The sequence below is a fragment of the Ochrobactrum quorumnocens genome, from assembly GCF_002278035.1.
GTDB lineage: Bacteria > Pseudomonadota > Alphaproteobacteria > Rhizobiales > Rhizobiaceae > Brucella > Brucella quorumnocens.
Window position 1 is genome coordinate 1,443,978 of record NZ_CP022604.1, and the last position, 17,812, is coordinate 1,461,789.

Genomic DNA, 17,812 nt, shown 5'->3' on the forward strand with positions numbered 1-17,812 from the left:
TGAGAAATAAAGCATTTCCAGCAAAAGTGTGAAGCGGTTTTGCGTCGGAAAATGCGTAAAAACAAATAATTGGAGCAGTTTCAACGATCCGGACTTCAAAAAACACTCCAAATCATGACATCAGGTCAAACAAAACATTCAGGAAGTGGAGGTTATCGATGCGCAATGAAGACATTCCTGTCATTCGACGCATTCCCACCAGTCGTGAAGATGTATTTGCCTTCGCAATTGAGGGACATCTCAATGATGCAGCACTTGAGAACCTCTATGGCCTTCTCGATGCCGCCTATGAAGGGCATGACGAAATCGACCTTCTCATCCGACTAACCGGCTATGAAGGGGTCGATTGGGGCTCAGCATTCTCCGAAAGCATGCTGTCCATGCGCGCAAAATCGCTAAGACATCTGCGCCGTTACGCGATCGTCGGCGGACCATTGTGGATACAAGCCAGCGTCACACTCATGCAGCCATTTCTCTCAATAGAAATGCGAACATTTGAAGCCGAAGACGAGCCAGAAGCCTGGAAATGGCTCAATGCGGAACCCAATGAGCAGTGATTACTTGACGATAGTCAGCTGCTCGGCTGCGCGCGTGATGGCGGTGTAAAGCCAACGCTCGCGCGTATCACGAAAGGCGTAGCTTTCGTCGAAAAGCACGACATTGTCCCATTGCGAACCCTGCGCCTTATGCACAGTCAACGCATAGCCATAATCGAAATCGTCAAAGCGCTTCTTCGTCTGCCAGGGAATTTCGGCATCCGGGTCCTCAAACTGGGCCTTGAGAAGCTTAATCTTGGCAACGCCACGATCTTCATCTTCTGGCGAAACCAGCAGGTTGATACCAGGCTTCACCGTCTCCTTGGATGAAGTCATCACCTTCCAGAGCGATCCATTCAACAATCCCTTGGCCGGATCATTGCGCAAGCAAACCAACTTGTCGCCAGCCTGCGGATATTCGGCAGTAAAGCCTTTCAGCTCGCGTAACCGCTGATTATAGCGCTTGCGGGTGCGGTTGGTGCCGACAAGCACCTGATCGGCAGAAAGAACCAAATCCTGATTGACTTCCGACTTCGAAATGACCTTTGCCCGTCCCTCATCGCAATAATCGAGTTCCCTGCCCTCGCGCACATCGAGCGCCATGCGAATGATCGGGTTGTCACGTGCCTGACGGTGAATTTCAGTCAGCAGGAAATCCGGGTCATGCTCCGTAAAGAACCCACCACCAGAAATCGGAGGCAGCTGTCCTGGATCACCCAGCACCAGAATAGGTGTGCCAAAGGTCATCAGATCGCGACCGAGCTGTTCGTCAACCATTGAGCACTCATCCACAACGATAAGTGCGGCCTTGGCAACAGGGCTTTGGCGGTTGAGTGAAAAGGTCGGTGATATCGAGGTCTTGCCCGTGGTTTCATCTTCCACGGCTTCTTCACCACGCGGGCGATAGATCAGCGAATGAAGCGTGCGCGCATTGTTCGCGCCCTTTGAGCGGAGAACCTGCGCGGCTTTGCCGGTGAATGCCGCAAACTGCACATCACCGTCGACATGTTCAGCAAAATAACGCGCGAGCGTCGTCTTACCCGTACCTGCATAGCCAAACAGCCTGAAGATCGGGGAGCGCCCTTCCTTCAGCCACTTTCCGACGGCCTTCAAGGCCTGATCCTGCTCCGGTGAAAACTGCATCCGTTGTTCAGACAGGATTCGCCGCACAAGAGCAAGCGCGAAGGAGAACAAACCAGCATCAAAACTTTGACATTACCCGGTTTCGCGTAAATCTGGATTACATCAATACATCCTAATAAATAGCAAATTTAATCTGTGCTACCAAGTAATAGTAAGGTGTAAAAATGAAATTGAATCAATTTTCACTATAATTTAATTGTTAGAATCAAATAGTATTTATATAAAGGAGTATAGCCATGATGCTTGTTGTTTTTGCAACTTTGGCACTTTCATTGATTTTCGCGTGGTTCGGACGTCAGTCCGTCGCAATCTTCCTTGTTATCGTTTGCCTCGCATTGGGCGTTAAACAATTTCTCTGGGAAATATACAGCCCTGATTACGGATTTCGAATGCCTTGGCTCCAGACACAGGTCATTGAGCAACTTCAGCTGCATCAGCTCGCATATGACTTGACGCCAATCAAACAAGTGCATGGAGAAGCAGCATGAGCACTTTCAGATTAGATCATGATATTGCTGACGCTAAACTGCCTGCAGCGCTTCTTTATATTTATCTTCTCGGGATGATGGCGGTCGTTGCAGCTATTCTTACCGCAGCAATGATACTTCAATATGCCAATGGCGAAATACCGTGCCCGCTATGCCTTCTGCAACGCGTTGCCCTGTTTGGTGTCTGCTTTGGTATCATCCTGCAGTTCCGTCACGGCTTCTCGTATCGCAATACTGGCCTGAGCATGATTTTCTCGCTGTTCCTGCTGATTGTATCGGTGCGTCAGACATTACTCGACATCTATCCACGTCCTGGACATGAATATATCGGCAGCGCGGTCTTCGGACTTCATATGCCAGTTTGGTCGGTTCTTATTGCGGTGGCACTTTTGATTGCTTTTGCTTTTCAGCTCATTGTCTGGGGCAGCAATGTTCAATGGCAACAGAAGCCTTTGGCAGCATTTCCACTGCTTCGCACTCTTGCGACTGTACTCAGTCTTTATGTAATCGCGATTGGTGTAATCAATTTTATTTCGGTCGGCGTTCAGTGTGGTGTGAACGAATGCCACACTTTTGGCTACGCACTTCTCAAATAGGAAAAAGACAGCGGCTACAGCATAATTCCTTCAACTTGAATCAGTTTAAGGTAAAATTATGCCGTAAATATAGAGTGTTAGAGCGACCTTTGTGCGCCCAAGAGGGGCACAGCGCTCTCGAGCATGTCGCAGCTAAATGGCTTCATTTAGCGTTCGCGAACATGTGACAACTAAGAGAATCTAGAGCGAGCGCTATGGCATAATTGAGCCGCGATACGCTCTAGGGCTCTCCAAGCCGCTGGTCCTGCCTATTTGCTCACCAGAGCAGCAAATTTATCAAGATCGACATTACCGCCGCTGACAATAACGCCAATTCGCTTACCTTTCAGCGTCGGCGCCACCCGCAGCGCGCCAGCAAAAGCAAGGCAGCCGGTTGGTTCCACGACCATTTTCATTCGGCTTGCGAAGAACTTCATTCCCTGCACCAGTTCATCATCACTGACGGCGAGGATATCCTGGACTGTGTCGCGGATGACGGCAAAGGTCATATCGCCAAGTGCCTGTGTCTGAGCGCCATCCGCCAATGTCTTTGGCACATCAATATGCACGATTTTGCCTGAACGGAACGACTGCTGGCCGTCATTACCTGCTTCGGGCTCAACCCCGTAAACATCGCATGACGGTGAAAGCGCCGTGGCAGCCAAAGCAGATCCTGCAAGCAATCCGCCGCCACCCAGACAGACAAACAGCGCATCCAACTGCCCAACTTCTTCGATCAGTTCCTTCGTCGCAGTACCCTGACCAGCAATGATATCAGGATGATTGAACGGAGGAATGAGCGTTAGCCCGCCTTCGTCAGCAAGCTTATTTGAAAGCGTATCGCGATCCTCAGTGTAACGGTTGTAAGTGACGACCTTTGCGCCATATCCCCTCGTGGCATCCAGCTTTGCCGCCGGAGCATCCTCAGGCATGATAATGGTCGCGCCAATACCCAACAGTTTGGCAGCAAGCGCGATTGCCTGCGCATGATTGCCGGAAGAAAATGCCAGAACGCCACGTTCCTTTTGCTCATCATTGAAACGAGACAAGGCATTGAATGCGCCACGGAATTTGAATGCGCCTATGCGCTGAAAGTTCTCGCATTTAAAAAAGAACTGTGCGCCGGTTTCGCGATCAATCGTCGAAGAGGTGAATACCGGCGTGCGATGCGCATGCCCGTCAATTTGTCTGGCAGCTGAAACCACATCGTCATAGGTCGGAAGCATAGACATAGTTCACCTCTTCAAAGCGCATCCCGAAAAGTGTGAAATGCTTTTCTGATAAGATGCGCGTAAAATAAAACGTTACATCGTCATTTTAACATCGGCCACAAGCTCAGAATGAGCAGCAAAGCCATGGTAAGATTAAACCATTTCAATCGAACGGGATCGGAAAGCCAGTTGCGCAGCAAAGTGCCGAAACCTGCCCACACGGATACACTCGGCAAATTGACAATCGCGAAAGCGGCGCTCACCAGAAGTACAGCTACGTAGTAATTGTCATGGTTGGCATAAGTGGCGATACCGGTAATCGCCATCACCCAGGCTTTCGGGTTCACCCACTGAAATGCAGCCGCCTGAAAGAATGTCATCGGCTCGCCGCTATTGCTATTTTTGGACTCACCAATCGAGCGCGACGTAGCAATTTTCCAGGCGAGATAAAGCATGTAGGCGCCGCCGGCGAACTTAAGCGACGTATAAAACGACGGCACCGTTTCGATCAGTGCGCCCAGACCAAAGCCAACCGCCAGCAACAGAATGAAAAAGCCTACACCTATTCCCAGCATATGCGGAATTGTGCGCCGAAAACCAAAGTTCACCCCTGATGCGAGCAGCATCAGATTGTTGGGACCGGGCGTAACCGACGAGACAAATGCAAACACGAGAAGCGCAAGGAAGATTTCAAGAGACATTAGTTTGACCTGATTTATAGAGACAAATTAGCTCAATAAAAAACCGGCACAATCGAAACATTGTGCCGGTTTTAACCGATATTGTCTCGATCTGACTTGCTTCTTATAGCCCCTGAGGACCGCGGTTCATCGCGGCCACGCCGGTTCGGCAAATCTCCACCAGACCGAGCGGTTTCATCAGCGTAATGAACTGATCGATCTTGGCGGTCTTACCGGTAATCTCGACAATAAAATGCTCTGTCGTCGCATCAACGATCTTGGCGTTGAAGGCATCGGTCAAACGCAACGTTTCCGCACGTGCTTCACCCTTGCCCGCCACCTTGATCAGAGCAAGCTCACGTTCAATTGGACGTTCATGGCCAAGCTCAACAGCGCGGTGGGTCATATCAACCACGCGATGCACAGGAACGATACGCTCGAGCTGATGACGGATCTGATCAAGCACATTTGGCGTGCCGCGCGTAACGATTGTAATGCGCGACAGGTGCTGCTCGTGCTCGGTTTCAGAAACCGTAAGGCTTTCGATGTTGTAGCCACGACCTGAAAACAAGCCGATGACGCGAGCAAGGACGCCCGGCTCATTGTCAACGAGAACGGAAAGCGTATGGGTTTCCGGTGTTTGCGTATCCGCCGCAATGAAATATGCCGAGCCGGATGCTAGATTTTGTGCGTTCATTTTCTTATCTCCGGGTCAGACTAGGGCGCGGCCCTTGGCGTCAATGGCGTTAGCAACGGCTTCATCGGTCGCTTCATCAGGCAGCAGCATTTCATTATGTGCCTTGCCGGATGGGATCATCGGGAAGCAGTTGGCGAGATTGGCAACGCGGCAATCAAAAATGACCGGCTTTTTGATCTCGATCATTTCCATGATCGCATCATCGAGCTGAGCTGGTTTATCGCAACGTATGCCATGCGCACCATAGGCCTCTGCAAGCTTCACGAAGTCAGGCATTGCTTCGGTGTAGGAATGCGACAAGCGGTTGCCGTGCAACAACTGCTGCCATTGGCGTACCATGCCCATATACTGGTTGTTCAGGATGAAGATCTTGATCGGAGCTTCAAACTGGATCGCAGCCGACATTTCCTGAATGCACATCTGGATCGATGCATCACCCGCAATATCGATAACCAGTGCATCAGGATGCGCTATCTGCACGCCAAGTGCAGCAGGCAGGCCATAGCCCATCGTGCCCAAACCACCCGATGTCATCCAACGGTTCGGCTCATCAAATTCCATGAACTGGGCAGCCCACATCTGATGCTGGCCAACTTCAGTGGTGATGTAGGTATTACGGCCCTTGGTCAGTTCATTCAGACGTTCCAACGCATATTGCGGCATGATGACGTCTTTGTTCGGCGCATAAGCCAGTGAGTTGCGCGCACGCCAGCGGTCGATCTGCTCCCACCAGGCACCAATTGCCTTCTTCTCCGGCTTCTTGTCGGATGCGCGGAACTGGCGAACGATATCTTCTAGAACATGCGCGACATCACCGATGATCGGAACATCAACTCGAACATTCTTGTTGATCGAAGATGGGTCGATATCGATGTGAATCTTGCGCGAATGCGGGGCAAAAGCGTTGAGGCGGCCGGTGATACGGTCGTCAAAACGTGCACCAACACACAGCATAACATCGCAATCATGCATAGTCATGTTGGCTTCGTATGTACCATGCATACCCAGCATGCCGAGCCAGTTCTTGCCCGATGCCGGATAGGCACCCAATCCCATCAAGGTCGAGGTAATTGGGAAATTGCTGATTTCAACCAGTTCGCGCAGCAGTTTTGTTGCGGCAGGACCAGAATTGATAACGCCACCGCCCGAATAGATAATTGGCTTCTTGGCAGTCAGCAGCATTTCAACCGCTTGTGCGATCGCCGACTTGTCGCCTTCAACTGTCGGACGATAGCTGGTGCGCGGAGTTGTTTGCGGTGGCGTATAGATACCGGTTGCAAACTGAATGTCCTTAGGAATATCGACCAGAACCGGACCCGGACGACCCGTGGAAGCGATATGGAAAGCTTCGTGAAGAACGCGCGAGAGGTCATTAACGTCACGAACCAGCCAGTTATGTTTGGTGCAAGGACGCGTGATGCCAACGGTATCGGCTTCCTGAAAACCATCAGAACCGATGAGCGATGTTGGAACCTGACCGGAAATGCAGACCAGCGGGATGGAATCCATCAACGCATCCTGCAATGGCGTCACTGCATTTGTGGCCCCAGGACCGGATGTAACCAGCATAACGCCAACCTTGCCGGTTGAACGGGCGTAGCCTTCAGCCGCATGACCTGCACCCTGTTCGTGGCGAACCAGAATGTGCTGAACCTTGTCCTGCTGGAAGAGTTCGTCATAGATCGGCAGCACAGCGCCACCCGGATAGCCAAAAAGATGTTCCACGCCATGATCGATCATAGCCTGAACCACCATTTCTGCGCCGGTCATTTCGCGTTGCCCTGCGGAGATCGTCGCCGCCTCGCTTTTTGCTGCCGTCATCGTCGTCACTTCCCGTCTGCTTTACATATTCAATTTCGTTGGTGTTTAGATAACAAAAAAGGCCCCCGAGGGAGCCTGTCTTTCGCGCATGGGAGCTTTCGCCGGATGGTTACACCATCCTGCCCATGCGCATTCGTACCACAAGAATAAGAGCTGTTCTGTTCATGGTCGGGAGACTAATCAGCGAAAATCGCGCCGTCAACGCATAAATTCATCAAGCGCGATATTTTCTTCTGTCGAAGCCCCTTTCTCGATAAGATTATTGCCTATCAAGCGCTTCAGCACCGGAATTATACGTATTCCAGCTATCATCCAGCTGATTCCGGAACCATGTCGATTGCCGCTTAGCATATTGGCGAGTGGCGATAACGGAGCGCTCAATGGCTGCTTCACGTGTCATCTCGCAGGCAAAGAATGCCGCGATCTCACGCACGCCGATTGCCTTCATCGCTGGCAGTGCCGGATCAAGATCAAGCGCCATCAATGCGCGCACTTCATCAAGCGCACCGTGACCCCACATGAAATTGAAGCGTAGGGCAATCCGCTCACCCAACCACTTGCGATCAGGCAACAGCACGATCTTGGTCGCGCTCGCATCGTCTACCAGCGCCGTGCCCGTCGCCTTCTGCCAGTGTAGTAGAGACTTGCCGGTCCCTTCAAACACTTCCAATGCGCGAACGATACGCTGACTATCGGTCGGTCGGAGCGTCGCCGCTATCTCAGGATCACGCTCCTTGAGCATCACGTGAAGGGCCTCCGCCCCCTCTTCGCTCATCCGGCCGCGCCAATGATCACGTATATTAGCAGGCACTTCCGGCATTTGAGAAAGCCCGCCCAGCAGCGCCTTAAAATAGAGCCCCGTACCGCCGACAAAAATTGGCACCCGCCCCTTGAGATCAGAACGCGATAGCAGGGCCTCCACATCGGCGAACCATTTGCCGGTGGAATAGGAAATGGATGGGGCCACGTGCCCATAAAGATAATGCTCAGCCTCACGCAACTCATCAGATTGCGGGCGTGCACTCAACAGGTCGAGCACATCATAAACCTGCATGGAATCGGCATTCACGATGAAGCCGCCAGTTTTCTTTACCATATGAAGAGCAAGAGCCGACTTGCCGCTGGCCGTCGGGCCAGCTATCAGGATTGCATCCTTTGCCGCTTCACTCATCGCAGGAAATGCTCCTCATGTCCCGATCCGTTTCCCTCATTGCTACACTGGTTGCCAATCCGGCCAAAGCGCTGCTTGTTCCATCGCTGGGGATTAAAGCCTCGGCCGCAGTGAATGCAACCGGACTTTATTGGCTGGCTGACGGCATCGCCTGCGACATACCACTTGCCTCGGGGATCACCCGCGAAGAAGCAGAAAACACACTGCGCGCTTCTCTCGGTGGTGCGCCTGTCGATGTGGTGGTGCAGGAACAAGATAGCCGACGCAAGAAAATTCTGATTGCGGACATGGATTCCACCATGATCCAGCAGGAATGCATCGACGAGCTGGCCGAAGAAGCTGGCTTGCGTGAGCACGTTGCAGCCATCACCGCGCGCGCCATGAACGGCGAGAGCGAGTTCGAGCCAGCACTTCGTGAACGCGTTGCTCTGCTTAAGGGCCTGCCACTGTCGGTCATCGACAAGGTTATCTCCACCCGCATCTCACTAATGCCAGGTGGTGTTGAACTGGTGCGTACCATGCGCAAGCACGGCGCATATACCGCGCTGGTGTCCGGGGGCTTTACCTCGTTTACACGTCGCGTTGCGGAAATGATCGGCTTTAATGAAGATCGCGCTAACACGCTCCTTCACGATGGCGCACATTTGAGCGGCAGCGTTTCCGATCCGATTCTTGGACGCGAAGCGAAAGTTGAAAAGCTCGTTGAGATCGCCGATCGTCTCGGTCTTACGCCACAGGACGCTATCGCGGTGGGTGATGGTGCCAACGACCTTGGCATGATCCAACTTGCAGGCACAGGCGTTGCCCTTCATGCAAAACCTGCAGTCGCAACTCAGGCCAAGGTACGCATTGACCATGGCGATCTGACCGCCCTCCTCTATATCCAGGGCTATCGCAAATCGGATTTCGTTGAATGATCATCTTGGAAACGCCTCGCCTCACTATCCGTAATTGGGAAGATCGTGACCGTGAACTGCTTCACGTAATCAACTCCGATGATGAGGTAATGCGTTTCTTTCCGTTCCGCCGCAATCGTGCTGAATCGGATAAGCTGTTCGAGCTTCTTCAAACCATGATCGCAGAAACCGGCTTGGGCTTTTACGCTCTCGAAGAAAAACAAAGCGGACAATGCATCGGCTTTGCGGGGCTGGCACGCACCGATCTGGAACCATATTTCCCAAACGGCACTGTGGAAATTGGCTGGCGTCTCGCGCGGCCATTCTGGGGCAAAGGCTATGTGACGGAAGCAAGCAAAGCGCTGCTTGCCTATGCCTTCGAAGCATTAGAACTGCCTGAAGTCGTGTCCTTCGCGGTCTTCAACAACGACCGCTCGACATCAGTCATGCAGCGCATCAACATGGTTCGCGATGCGGCCAGCGACTTCGATCATCCGCGCGTGCCGGACGAGACGCCACATCTCAAGCGCCATGTCGTTTACCGGATCGGCAAGCCTGCGAAGACTGAATCGCACTCGTAACGGAATCCCCTAAGCGATTCAGAACACAAACAAAAAAGGCGTTGCGATATACCGCAACGCCTTTTTTGTTTGTAACGCGACGAAAGCTTAATCGATGCGGATTGTCACGAAACGCAGCTCGCCTGAACGCGAAGCAAGCATCAGAAGTGCATTCTTGCGGCCCTCGCGGCGCAAAGCATCAATCCGCTTCTTCACATCAGCAGGTGTCTTCACAGTGACCTGACCGATATCGACAATAACGTCACCTGTTTCGACGCGCTTCTCACCGGCAGCGGATCCCGGAGCGACGTAAAGCACGGCAACACCTTCCACATCTTCAGCGATGCCAAATTCACCACGAACATCATCATTGATCTCCGCAAGCTTCATGCCCATCACAGTCGTAGCGGCTTGCTCTTTCTGGTCTTTTTTCTGAGTATCGGGTTTTGACGCATCGGGCGCTTCTGCGCTCTCTTCGCCCTCTTCCATGTCTGGTGGAGGAGCCTGATCTTCTGTCGCCGCTTCAGTGCTCTTGTCGTCTTCAACCAGACGACCGAGTTTGACCTTTATGGTTTTCTCTTCACCATCACGAACAACAACAACATCAACCTCATCACCGACAGCACTTTCGGCCACAAGACGCGGCAGATCCCGCGCGCGTTCAACCGGCTTGCCATCATAGCGGATCACAACGTCACCAGCCTTGATGGCGGTATTGTCGACGCCTGAATTTTCAATCAGTCCGGCGATCAACGCGCCCTTCGCTTCTTTTAGACCAAGGCTCTGCGCAATATCTTCGGTAACCGGCTGCAGGCGTACACCAAGCCAGCCACGACGCACTTCGCCAAACTCTTTCAGCTGATCGATGACACCGACAGCCATTTCGGCAGGAATTGCAAAACCAATACCAATCGAACCACCCGACGGCGAATAGATTGCCGTATTGATGCCTATTACCTTGCCATCCATATCGAAAAGTGGACCGCCGGAATTACCCCGGTTGATCGCGGCATCTGTCTGGATGAAATCGTCATAAGGACCGGACTGAATATCGCGCTTGCGGGCCGAAATGATACCGGCTGTAACAGTGCCACCAAGGCCGAACGGGTTGCCGATCGCCAGAACCCAATCGCCAATGCGCGCCTTCTCAGAATTACCAAACTGCACAGCGGTGAGCTTATGTTTGGCCGGATCAACTTTCAGCACAGCGAGATCAGTTTTTGTATCTTTGCCGACAAGCTCGGCCTTGAGCTTCGATCCATCAACGAAATTCACTTCGATTTCATCGGCATCGGCAATGACGTGGTTGTTCGTGACGATATAGCCTTTTTCGGCGTCAATCACAAAACCGGAACCAAGCGACTGCACTTTGCGCGAATCGTTGCTCTTGTTGCCATCCTTGTCATTGAAGAAGTCGTTGAAGAACTCCTGAAAAGGTGAGCCTTCCGGCACTTGCGGCATTGGTACGCCGCCATCGCCTTCGCCGTCTTCCTTGACTGTCTGCGATGTTGAAATGTTTACGACCGCATCCAGGAGCCCTTCGGCAAGATCGGCCACGGAGCCAGGTCCTTGGCGTACCGGCGCAATCTGTTGTGCCCCAACTTGCTGAGCAACCGCTGGCGGCATGCCAATCGCCACTGTCCCTGTAAAACTCATCGCTCCAAGAGCTACGGTTGCTAAAAGGGTGCGAGCAAATCCCGCCTTGGGTGCAATTGCCATGAAGCTCTGCTCCGTTTCTGTCTGCGGTAATAAATCGAAAGGATTAGATCGCTGCAAAATACGGCCTGTTTACGGCCCCGCATAGAGTGGTGAGCAGAAATATAACGGATGAAGTGGCTTATCCCCTGACAAGCCAGACAATAAAGACGCCGATTGCCAGCGCTGAAAGCCCTGCAATCCTCAACATGCTTTCGGGTGCCTCGGATGCATCCCGCGCAAGCTTCTTGGCGAAAAAAGGAAAGCCGCCGTAGAGCAGCCCTTCGAAGACGAAGAGAAGTCCTACGGCGGCTAGAAAATCGCTCATTTGCGATAATCTCTCTTACTGCGACGGCGTTGCCAGTTTTCCACCAGCATCACGGAAGAACTTGAAGAACTCCGAATCCGGTGAAAGTACCAGCGTTGTGTCGGGCGTCTGCAGCGCTTCGCGATACGCGGCCATCGAACGATAGAAGGCGAAGAAGCCCGGATCTTTCGAGGCAGACAGAGCGAAGATTTCACTGCGCTGCGCTTCGCCTTCACCGCGAAGGATTTCCGATTCCTTGTGCGCTTCAGACAATGTTTCGACAACCTGACGATCAGCAATAGCGCGGATACGCTGAGCTGCTTCACGACCACGAGCTCTGAGACGTTCTGCTTCGGCAAGACGTTCTGCCTTCATGCGGTCATAGGTCTGCTGCGAAACTTCAGCAGTCAGATCTGTACGACGAATACGAACGTCTTCAATGGTCAGACCAAGTGAAGTCGCATCGGCACGCATCTGGTTAGCTACTTCACGCATCATGTCGCCACGCTCTTCGGAAAGCGCCGCTTCAAAGCCACGCTGACCGTAAACGCCGCGCAATGCTGCATCAAGACGTGTCCGCAGGCGCTGCTCGGCAAGCAAAGTGCTACCGGAAACCGTTTCACGGAACTTGCGGGCATCGGTGATGCGATAGACGAGGAATGCATCCACGTCATAGAACTTGCCGCCCGAGACCTGAACGCGAATATCGTCGAGGTCGAAACGCAGGAGACGATCATCGATCAACTGCACTGTATCTGCATCAAGGAAGCCGAACGGCAGCTTGAAATAGATGCCCGGCTCGGTCTTCACGGCAACGATCTGACCGAAGCGCAGTACGATTGCCTGCTGGCGCTCGGTGACGATGAACGTCGCCGAGTAGAGAAGGAAGACGATGACGGCAATGATACCGCCAATAATCGGAAGCCTGTTCTGAGCCATTACTGTGCACCTCCGCCAGTCGTAGTCGCGTTTACACCGGGGCGCGGTTGCTGACGCATAAGTTCATTCAGAGGCAGATAAGGCACGACATCTTTTCCGGGTTCCACGATAACTTTCTTCGTGCTCTTCAGTACCTGTTCCATCGTTTCAAGGAAAAGACGGTTACGGGTGACTTCCGGCGACTTCTGGTACTCACCAAGAACCGAGGTAAAACGCTGTGCTTCACCTTCTGCTTCCTGAACGACACGGGTTTTGTAAGCTGCCGCTTCTTCGCGAAGCTGGGCTGCCTCACCGCGTGCCTGACCAAGCCGCTGGTTGGAGTACTGATTGGATTCTTCAACGAAACGATCTTCGTCCTGTTCCGCACGCTGCACTTCATCAAAGGCATCAGCCACTTCGCGTGGCGGCGCTGCATCTTCGATGGAAACGGCATTCACCTGAATACCGGCATTATACCGATCAAGCGTAGCCTGAACGATTTCGCGAACGCTCTGCGCAATAGCTGCACGATTGTCACGGAAGACATCCTGAGCCGGCCTGCGGCCGACGATCTCACGGATCGCACTCTCGGAAACCTGCTGGACCATCGAGTCAGGGCTATCAACGTTAAACAGATAAGCGCGTGGGTCGGATACGCGGTAAAGAACCGAGAACTGAACGTTGACGATGTTCTGATCACCCGTCAGCATCAAGCCCTGCGTGGCGTTACGCGAGCCCTGTCCGCCAATATTGATCTGCTTTTCGACGATCTGCGCCTTTTCATAGGTTTCGATCGGCCACCAATGGAAATGCAAGCCCGGCTCCGAAACCTCTGCCTTTGGCTTACCAAAGCGCAGTTCAACTGCGAGCTCGTCCGGCTGTACTGTATAGATGGACTGGAAAAGCCAAAAACCCAGCACCGCGGCACCGATGAGGAAAAATACGCCGCGATTGCTGCCGCCCTTGCCACCGCCGCCACCTGGGAAAACCTTTTTCAGACGGTCCTGGCCTTTGCGAAGAATATCCTCGAGATCAGGCGGCGTGTTCTGTCCACCACCGCGCGGTCCTTTCGGTCCCTGCCCCCAGGGGCCGCCGTTGCCGCCGTTATTATTGTTATTGTTATTATTATCGCCGCCGCCACCCCATGGGCCACCGCCGCCGTTCTGATTACTCCAGGGCATCCTCACCTCTCGTCCGGGAGACGGGAAAGCAAGCGCCACCTCCCGTCATCAACTAATGTTACCGTTTTATAGGCATCGCGAGGGCCGCTTTCAACGTAAGGCGGCAAATTTCCTGCGTTATAATTTACGCAACACGCCGTTCATACCGAATATAGCGTGTTGGATGGCTATCTTTTTCACCTGCGGGCACGTCCTCGGTCGAAATGGCCTGCCAAATTTCCGAATCGATTTCAGGGAAATATGTGTCACCATCGACCGTGGCCACTACGCGGGTGAGATGCACCACATCTGCCAATGGTAGCCCCTGAGCATAGATGTTGCCACCACCAATAATGCAGACTTCATCGACACTGAGCTCAGCTGCAAGCTTGCGTCCGATATCTATTGCATCTTCAAGCGAACCGACAACCAGTGCGCCTTCCGCACTAAACGCGGCGTCGCGTGTCACAACGATATTGGGTCGTCCCGGCAAAGGGCGACCGATGGACTCCCATGTGCGGCGCCCCATGATGACAGGTTTGCCCAATGTCAGTGCCTTGAATCGCTTGAGATCGGTCGACAGCTTCCATGGCATGTCGTTGTCACGACCAATGACATTGTTTTCAGCAGCAGCCACGATGATCGATACAATCGGCTTCCGAGTTGTCATGTCTTACACCGCAATCGGAGCTTTGATCGTTGGATCGGCTTCGTATCCAACAAGTTCAAAATCCTCAAAACGGAAATCAAACAGGTCTTTTACATTTGGATTGATCCGCATCGTCGGCAACTGCTTCGGGGTGCGGGTAAGCTGCAGACGCGCCTGCTCGAAATGGTTGGAATAGATATGCGCGTCGCCCAGTGTGTGAACGAAGTCACCCGGCTCAAGGTCTGCCACCTGCGCGATCATCATCGTCAGCAGCGCGTAGGATGCGATGTTGAACGGAACGCCCAGGAAAATATCCGCCGAACGCTGATAAAGCTGGCAGGAAAGCTTGCCGTCCGACACATAAAACTGGAACAGGCAATGACATGGCGGCAGAGCCATTTCATCGACCAGTGCCGGATTCCACGCAGAGACGATCAAACGTCGTGAATTAGGATTTTCCCGCAACATCTTTAAAAGATTCGCGATCTGGTCAATGTGGCGGCCATCTGGTGCAGGCCACGAACGCCACTGATAGCCATAGACCGGACCGAGATCACCATTTTCATCGGCCCATTCATCCCATATCGAAACGCCGTTTTCCTTGAGATAAGCGATGTTGGTATCGCCTTTGAGAAACCACAGCAGTTCATGGATGATTGAGCGCAGATGCAGCTTTTTCGTCGTCAGAACCGGGAAGCCTTCGGCCAGATTGAACCGCATCTGATAGCCGAACACCGAGCGCGTGCCTGTTCCGGTGCGGTCCCCACGGTCAGAACCGTTGTCGAGCACATGCTGGAGAAGGTCGAGATAGGTGCGCATAGGGATTACTTTCCGGGCCGATTCGTTTTGACACCACTATAAAGAAAAACCTCGGCGCGACGAGGCACCGAGGTTTCAAACTCCACAGGGGAGTAAAAAGATCAAAGGTCGCCGAGCTTACCGAGCTGCTTGGCTACCAGATAATAGAAGGTAACGCGGTGCTTGTTGCGATCGCCCTTCATGACTTCCGCCACGTGATTGACCACTTCTTCGGCTTTTGCAGCATCAGCAACACCGAGCTTTTTCGCCACCCAGCTATCGCGAACGCGCTTCAATTCTTCCGGGTCCGTCGCCGAAACGAGAGAGGAATCGCGATTGCGCAGCGCAATACCGAGATGCTTTACGATCTTCTCGACAACGGCTTCATCTGCACCAGCATCATAACGACGGACATCCGCGAGATATTCACTCATATATCCACTCTCCTTCGATTGGGCCTTTGCCCCGTTTAAACCTCCGCCAGAGCCGGAGAATTTCGATCCCTATCAAGCCATGCACCGATAGTGTCACGAGGATTGACCAGCGGAAGCTGGCTGTCAATGAAAAATGAACGCAAAAAGCGAAGCCAGTCGGCCGCCAACAACCTGTAAAATCACAACTACCCTCTTCCAATCACGAGGAAGGACGCCTATATACGGCGTGTCAGCGCAAGCTGACTATGGTGATAAATGGACGATGTAATAAACCTATTGGACCCGGGGGCGGTACCCGGCGCCTCCACCAGAACACAAGATGCTTCAGAAGCAAGTTGTGCTGTGGCGGGGGCGAAATAGGATCGACAAGGGTGTAAAGATCGCTCTTTTGCTCGGCATGATACCACCGTTATCGGGTCAATTGAGTAGTTGCAAATGACAACAAAGCTCAGGGTTACGCTCTCGCTGCCTAATGGCGGTGCGGGAAACCCACTCTAAAGCCCTTAGGGTTAGCACCTTAAGGCGGGGTTCGGAGGCACCTGGCAACAGAAGCCTCCACTTTCCCTCATCAATTGAATTTTTAGTCTTCGGGCCTTTTAAGGCGAAGCCATTTCGCGCTGGATAAAGCTTAAAGCGCGTCGCATGATCATACTTGAAATGCGACACGCTTTAGCAACGTCAGACGATAGCTGGTTCGGTTTCGGGCACTTGTGTTTCCGTTACCTCTATCTCCGCTGGCTGTGTTTTGGACGAAAGTGCAATCATTGCGATGATGAATGCAAGGACAGCACAAGCCGCTATACCAGCAACCATCGGCAATGGTGATCCGTCGAAGACAGCGCTCGTCACGGCAATGGCCAAACCGCCAATGACAAACTGCAATGTACCCATCAATGCAGATGCAGTTCCGGCGATCTCGCCATAATCTTCAAGCGCAAGCACTGCCGTTGTCGGAATGACCAAGCCTAAAAAGCCGTAGCCGACGAACAGGAACGCCGCCATCACATAAAGCGACTGATAGCCCAGCAGAATGACTGCGAGTAGCGCCACCATGGATGTGGCAAAGCCGGTTACTGCCATCTTGACCACACGGCGCAGTCCAAAGCGTGCACCAAGCACCCCATTGAGCTGAGAAGCCGCGAAGAATGACACTGCATTGACGGAGAACGCGATCGCATATTGGCTCGGCGTCAGACCGTAATGGTCGATAAGCACGAAGGATGAATTCGCCAGATAGACGAAGAATGCCGAGATACCAAAACCGCCAATGCTTACCAGGCCAAGGAAGTAGCGGTCTTTGAGCAGGCGCGCATAGCCGCTGAGCGCACTACTAATATTGCTCTCAAGTCGCGCTTCCGCGCCACGTGTCTCTTTGAGCAGTGATCCAATAAGCGCAATGCCAATCAGCGCCGCAATAAACACCGCCCAGAACACGCTGCGCCATCCAAAAAAGCTGATCAGCACAGAGCCGGTGAGTGGTGCCAGAATTGGAGAGATGGAGAAAACCAGCATCAGCAGAGACATGAGGCGTGCCGCATCCACTCCGGTGTGCAAATCACGCACAATCGCGCGTGGAATAACGGAGCCGGACGCAGCGCCAATGCCCTGTACAAAACGGAACAACACCAGAATATCAATATCCGATGCAAAGGCTGATCCGATACTACCGATGGAAAACAGAACCAGACCGCCATAAAGCGGCAGCTTGCGTCCGATCATGTCGGAAAGAGGTCCAAGGAAAAGTTGTGCCAGCGCCAATGCCAGAAAGAATGCAAGCAGACTCATCTGCACCGCGCTCGTCTCCGCATGGAGATCTGAAGCGATTGTCGGTAGTGCAGGCAGGTACATATCTATAGCAAACGGACCAATAGCGGACAAAAGGCCGAGAATAATCGCATTGCGCACGAGACCAGAAGTCATGGGGAGGAGCGCTTTCATCAATGTTTCGTGAGTCGCCTGTTGCGATTTTGGACACATTCAGGCCCGCGGCACCGCTTGGGAGGATGGGAAAGCCAAAGTCCAAATATCGCAACAGATGTTCTATCCACATGTTACTGCTGCATATTTTTAATA

The 17,812-nt window shown here is 52.8% G+C and carries 19 protein-coding genes and 1 other RNA gene; 6 read left to right on the top strand and 14 right to left on the bottom strand.

Going from position 1 to position 17,812, the window contains the following annotated elements:
* The first annotated feature begins 158 nt into the window (after positions 1–158).
* Positions 159–557, top strand: a complete 399-nt coding sequence (locus CES85_RS16480; protein ID WP_095446922.1) for a SpoIIAA family protein — start codon at positions 159–161, stop codon at positions 555–557.
* Here the strand turns inward: CES85_RS16480 and CES85_RS16485 are convergent, their stop codons facing one another.
* Positions 558–1,679, bottom strand: coding sequence for an ATP-dependent DNA helicase (locus CES85_RS16485; protein ID WP_094577604.1), 1,122 nt, complete (start codon positions 1,677–1,679; stop codon positions 558–560).
* Positions 1,680–1,915: 236 nt separating this feature from the next.
* On the opposite strand from CES85_RS16485, the gene CES85_RS16490 reads away from it, so the two are divergent.
* Positions 1,916–2,167: a hypothetical protein gene (locus CES85_RS16490; protein WP_095446923.1), complete on the top strand. Its 252-nt coding sequence runs from the start codon at positions 1,916–1,918 to the stop codon at positions 2,165–2,167.
* Positions 2,164–2,763 (top strand): disulfide bond formation protein B, encoded by a 600-nt coding sequence (locus tag CES85_RS16495; RefSeq protein WP_235901863.1) that lies wholly within the window; start codon positions 2,164–2,166, stop codon positions 2,761–2,763. The genes CES85_RS16490 and CES85_RS16495 overlap by 4 nt, the downstream gene beginning before the upstream one ends.
* A gap of 248 nt (positions 2,764–3,011) precedes the next feature.
* Here the strand turns inward: CES85_RS16495 and CES85_RS16500 are convergent, their stop codons facing one another.
* From CES85_RS16500 to miaA, 5 genes are all read right to left on the bottom strand, one after another.
* Entirely contained in the window at positions 3,012–3,974 is a 963-nt protein-coding gene (locus CES85_RS16500) for a threo-3-hydroxy-L-aspartate ammonia-lyase (protein WP_095446924.1), read from the bottom strand.
* Positions 3,975–4,054: 80 nt separating this feature from the next.
* Complete coding sequence (locus CES85_RS16505) at positions 4,055–4,654, bottom strand: LysE family translocator (RefSeq protein WP_095446925.1); 600 nt, start codon at positions 4,652–4,654, stop codon at positions 4,055–4,057.
* A gap of 103 nt (positions 4,655–4,757) precedes the next feature.
* The gene (gene ilvN, locus CES85_RS16510) at positions 4,758–5,330 is read right to left on the bottom strand and encodes an acetolactate synthase small subunit (RefSeq protein WP_095446926.1); all 573 of its coding nucleotides are present in this window, start codon (positions 5,328–5,330) and stop codon (positions 4,758–4,760) included.
* Positions 5,331–5,345: 15 nt separating this feature from the next.
* A complete protein-coding gene (locus tag CES85_RS16515; RefSeq protein WP_191793743.1) occupies positions 5,346–7,151 on the bottom strand; it encodes an acetolactate synthase 3 large subunit in 1,806 nt (601 codons plus the stop codon).
* Positions 7,152–7,410: 259 nt separating this feature from the next.
* On the bottom strand, positions 7,411–8,322 hold the full coding sequence (gene miaA / locus CES85_RS16525; protein WP_095446927.1) for a tRNA (adenosine(37)-N6)-dimethylallyltransferase MiaA: 912 nt from the start codon (positions 8,320–8,322) through the stop codon (positions 7,411–7,413).
* Between the two features lie 17 nt (positions 8,323–8,339).
* On the opposite strand from miaA, the gene serB reads away from it, so the two are divergent.
* Positions 8,340–9,239, top strand: coding sequence for a phosphoserine phosphatase SerB (serB, locus tag CES85_RS16530; protein ID WP_095446928.1), 900 nt, complete (start codon positions 8,340–8,342; stop codon positions 9,237–9,239).
* Positions 9,236–9,799 carry a GNAT family N-acetyltransferase gene (locus CES85_RS16535; protein WP_095446929.1) on the top strand — a complete coding sequence of 188 codons (564 nt, stop codon included), beginning with the start codon at positions 9,236–9,238 and terminating at the stop codon, positions 9,797–9,799. The genes serB and CES85_RS16535 overlap by 4 nt, the downstream gene beginning before the upstream one ends.
* 87 nt (positions 9,800–9,886) lie before the next feature.
* On the opposite strand, the gene CES85_RS16540 is transcribed toward CES85_RS16535, so the two are convergent.
* The 7 genes from CES85_RS16540 to CES85_RS16570 form a co-directional block, all read right to left on the bottom strand.
* The gene (locus CES85_RS16540; protein WP_095446930.1) at positions 9,887–11,497 is read right to left on the bottom strand and encodes a Do family serine endopeptidase; all 1,611 of its coding nucleotides are present in this window, start codon (positions 11,495–11,497) and stop codon (positions 9,887–9,889) included.
* Positions 11,498–11,615: 118 nt separating this feature from the next.
* Positions 11,616–11,801 carry a DUF2065 domain-containing protein gene (locus CES85_RS16545; protein WP_007875705.1) on the bottom strand — a complete coding sequence of 62 codons (186 nt, stop codon included), beginning with the start codon at positions 11,799–11,801 and terminating at the stop codon, positions 11,616–11,618.
* 15 nt (positions 11,802–11,816) lie between these two features.
* Complete coding sequence (gene hflC, locus CES85_RS16550) at positions 11,817–12,719, bottom strand: protease modulator HflC (protein WP_095446931.1); 903 nt, start codon at positions 12,717–12,719, stop codon at positions 11,817–11,819.
* The gene (gene hflK, locus CES85_RS16555; RefSeq protein ID WP_095446932.1) at positions 12,719–13,879 is read right to left on the bottom strand and encodes an FtsH protease activity modulator HflK; all 1,161 of its coding nucleotides are present in this window, start codon (positions 13,877–13,879) and stop codon (positions 12,719–12,721) included. The genes hflC and hflK overlap by 1 nt, the downstream gene beginning before the upstream one ends.
* Before the next feature lie 124 nt (positions 13,880–14,003).
* Positions 14,004–14,528, bottom strand: coding sequence for a dihydrofolate reductase (locus CES85_RS16560; protein ID WP_095446933.1), 525 nt, complete (start codon positions 14,526–14,528; stop codon positions 14,004–14,006).
* 3 nt (positions 14,529–14,531) lie between these two features.
* Complete coding sequence (locus CES85_RS16565; RefSeq protein WP_095446934.1) at positions 14,532–15,326, bottom strand: thymidylate synthase; 795 nt, start codon at positions 15,324–15,326, stop codon at positions 14,532–14,534.
* A gap of 101 nt (positions 15,327–15,427) precedes the next feature.
* Positions 15,428–15,739: a DUF2853 family protein gene (locus tag CES85_RS16570; RefSeq protein ID WP_095446935.1), complete on the bottom strand. Its 312-nt coding sequence runs from the start codon at positions 15,737–15,739 to the stop codon at positions 15,428–15,430.
* 189 nt (positions 15,740–15,928) lie between these two features.
* Between CES85_RS16570 and ssrA the strand changes: the two genes are divergently transcribed.
* Positions 15,929–16,299, top strand: a transfer-messenger RNA (tmRNA) gene (ssrA, locus tag CES85_RS16575).
* Positions 16,300–16,417: 118 nt separating this feature from the next.
* Here ssrA and CES85_RS16580 read toward each other — a convergent pair.
* Positions 16,418–17,659 (bottom strand): multidrug effflux MFS transporter, encoded by a 1,242-nt coding sequence (locus tag CES85_RS16580; protein ID WP_095447927.1) that lies wholly within the window; start codon positions 17,657–17,659, stop codon positions 16,418–16,420.
* Positions 17,660–17,812 lie beyond the last annotated feature (153 nt).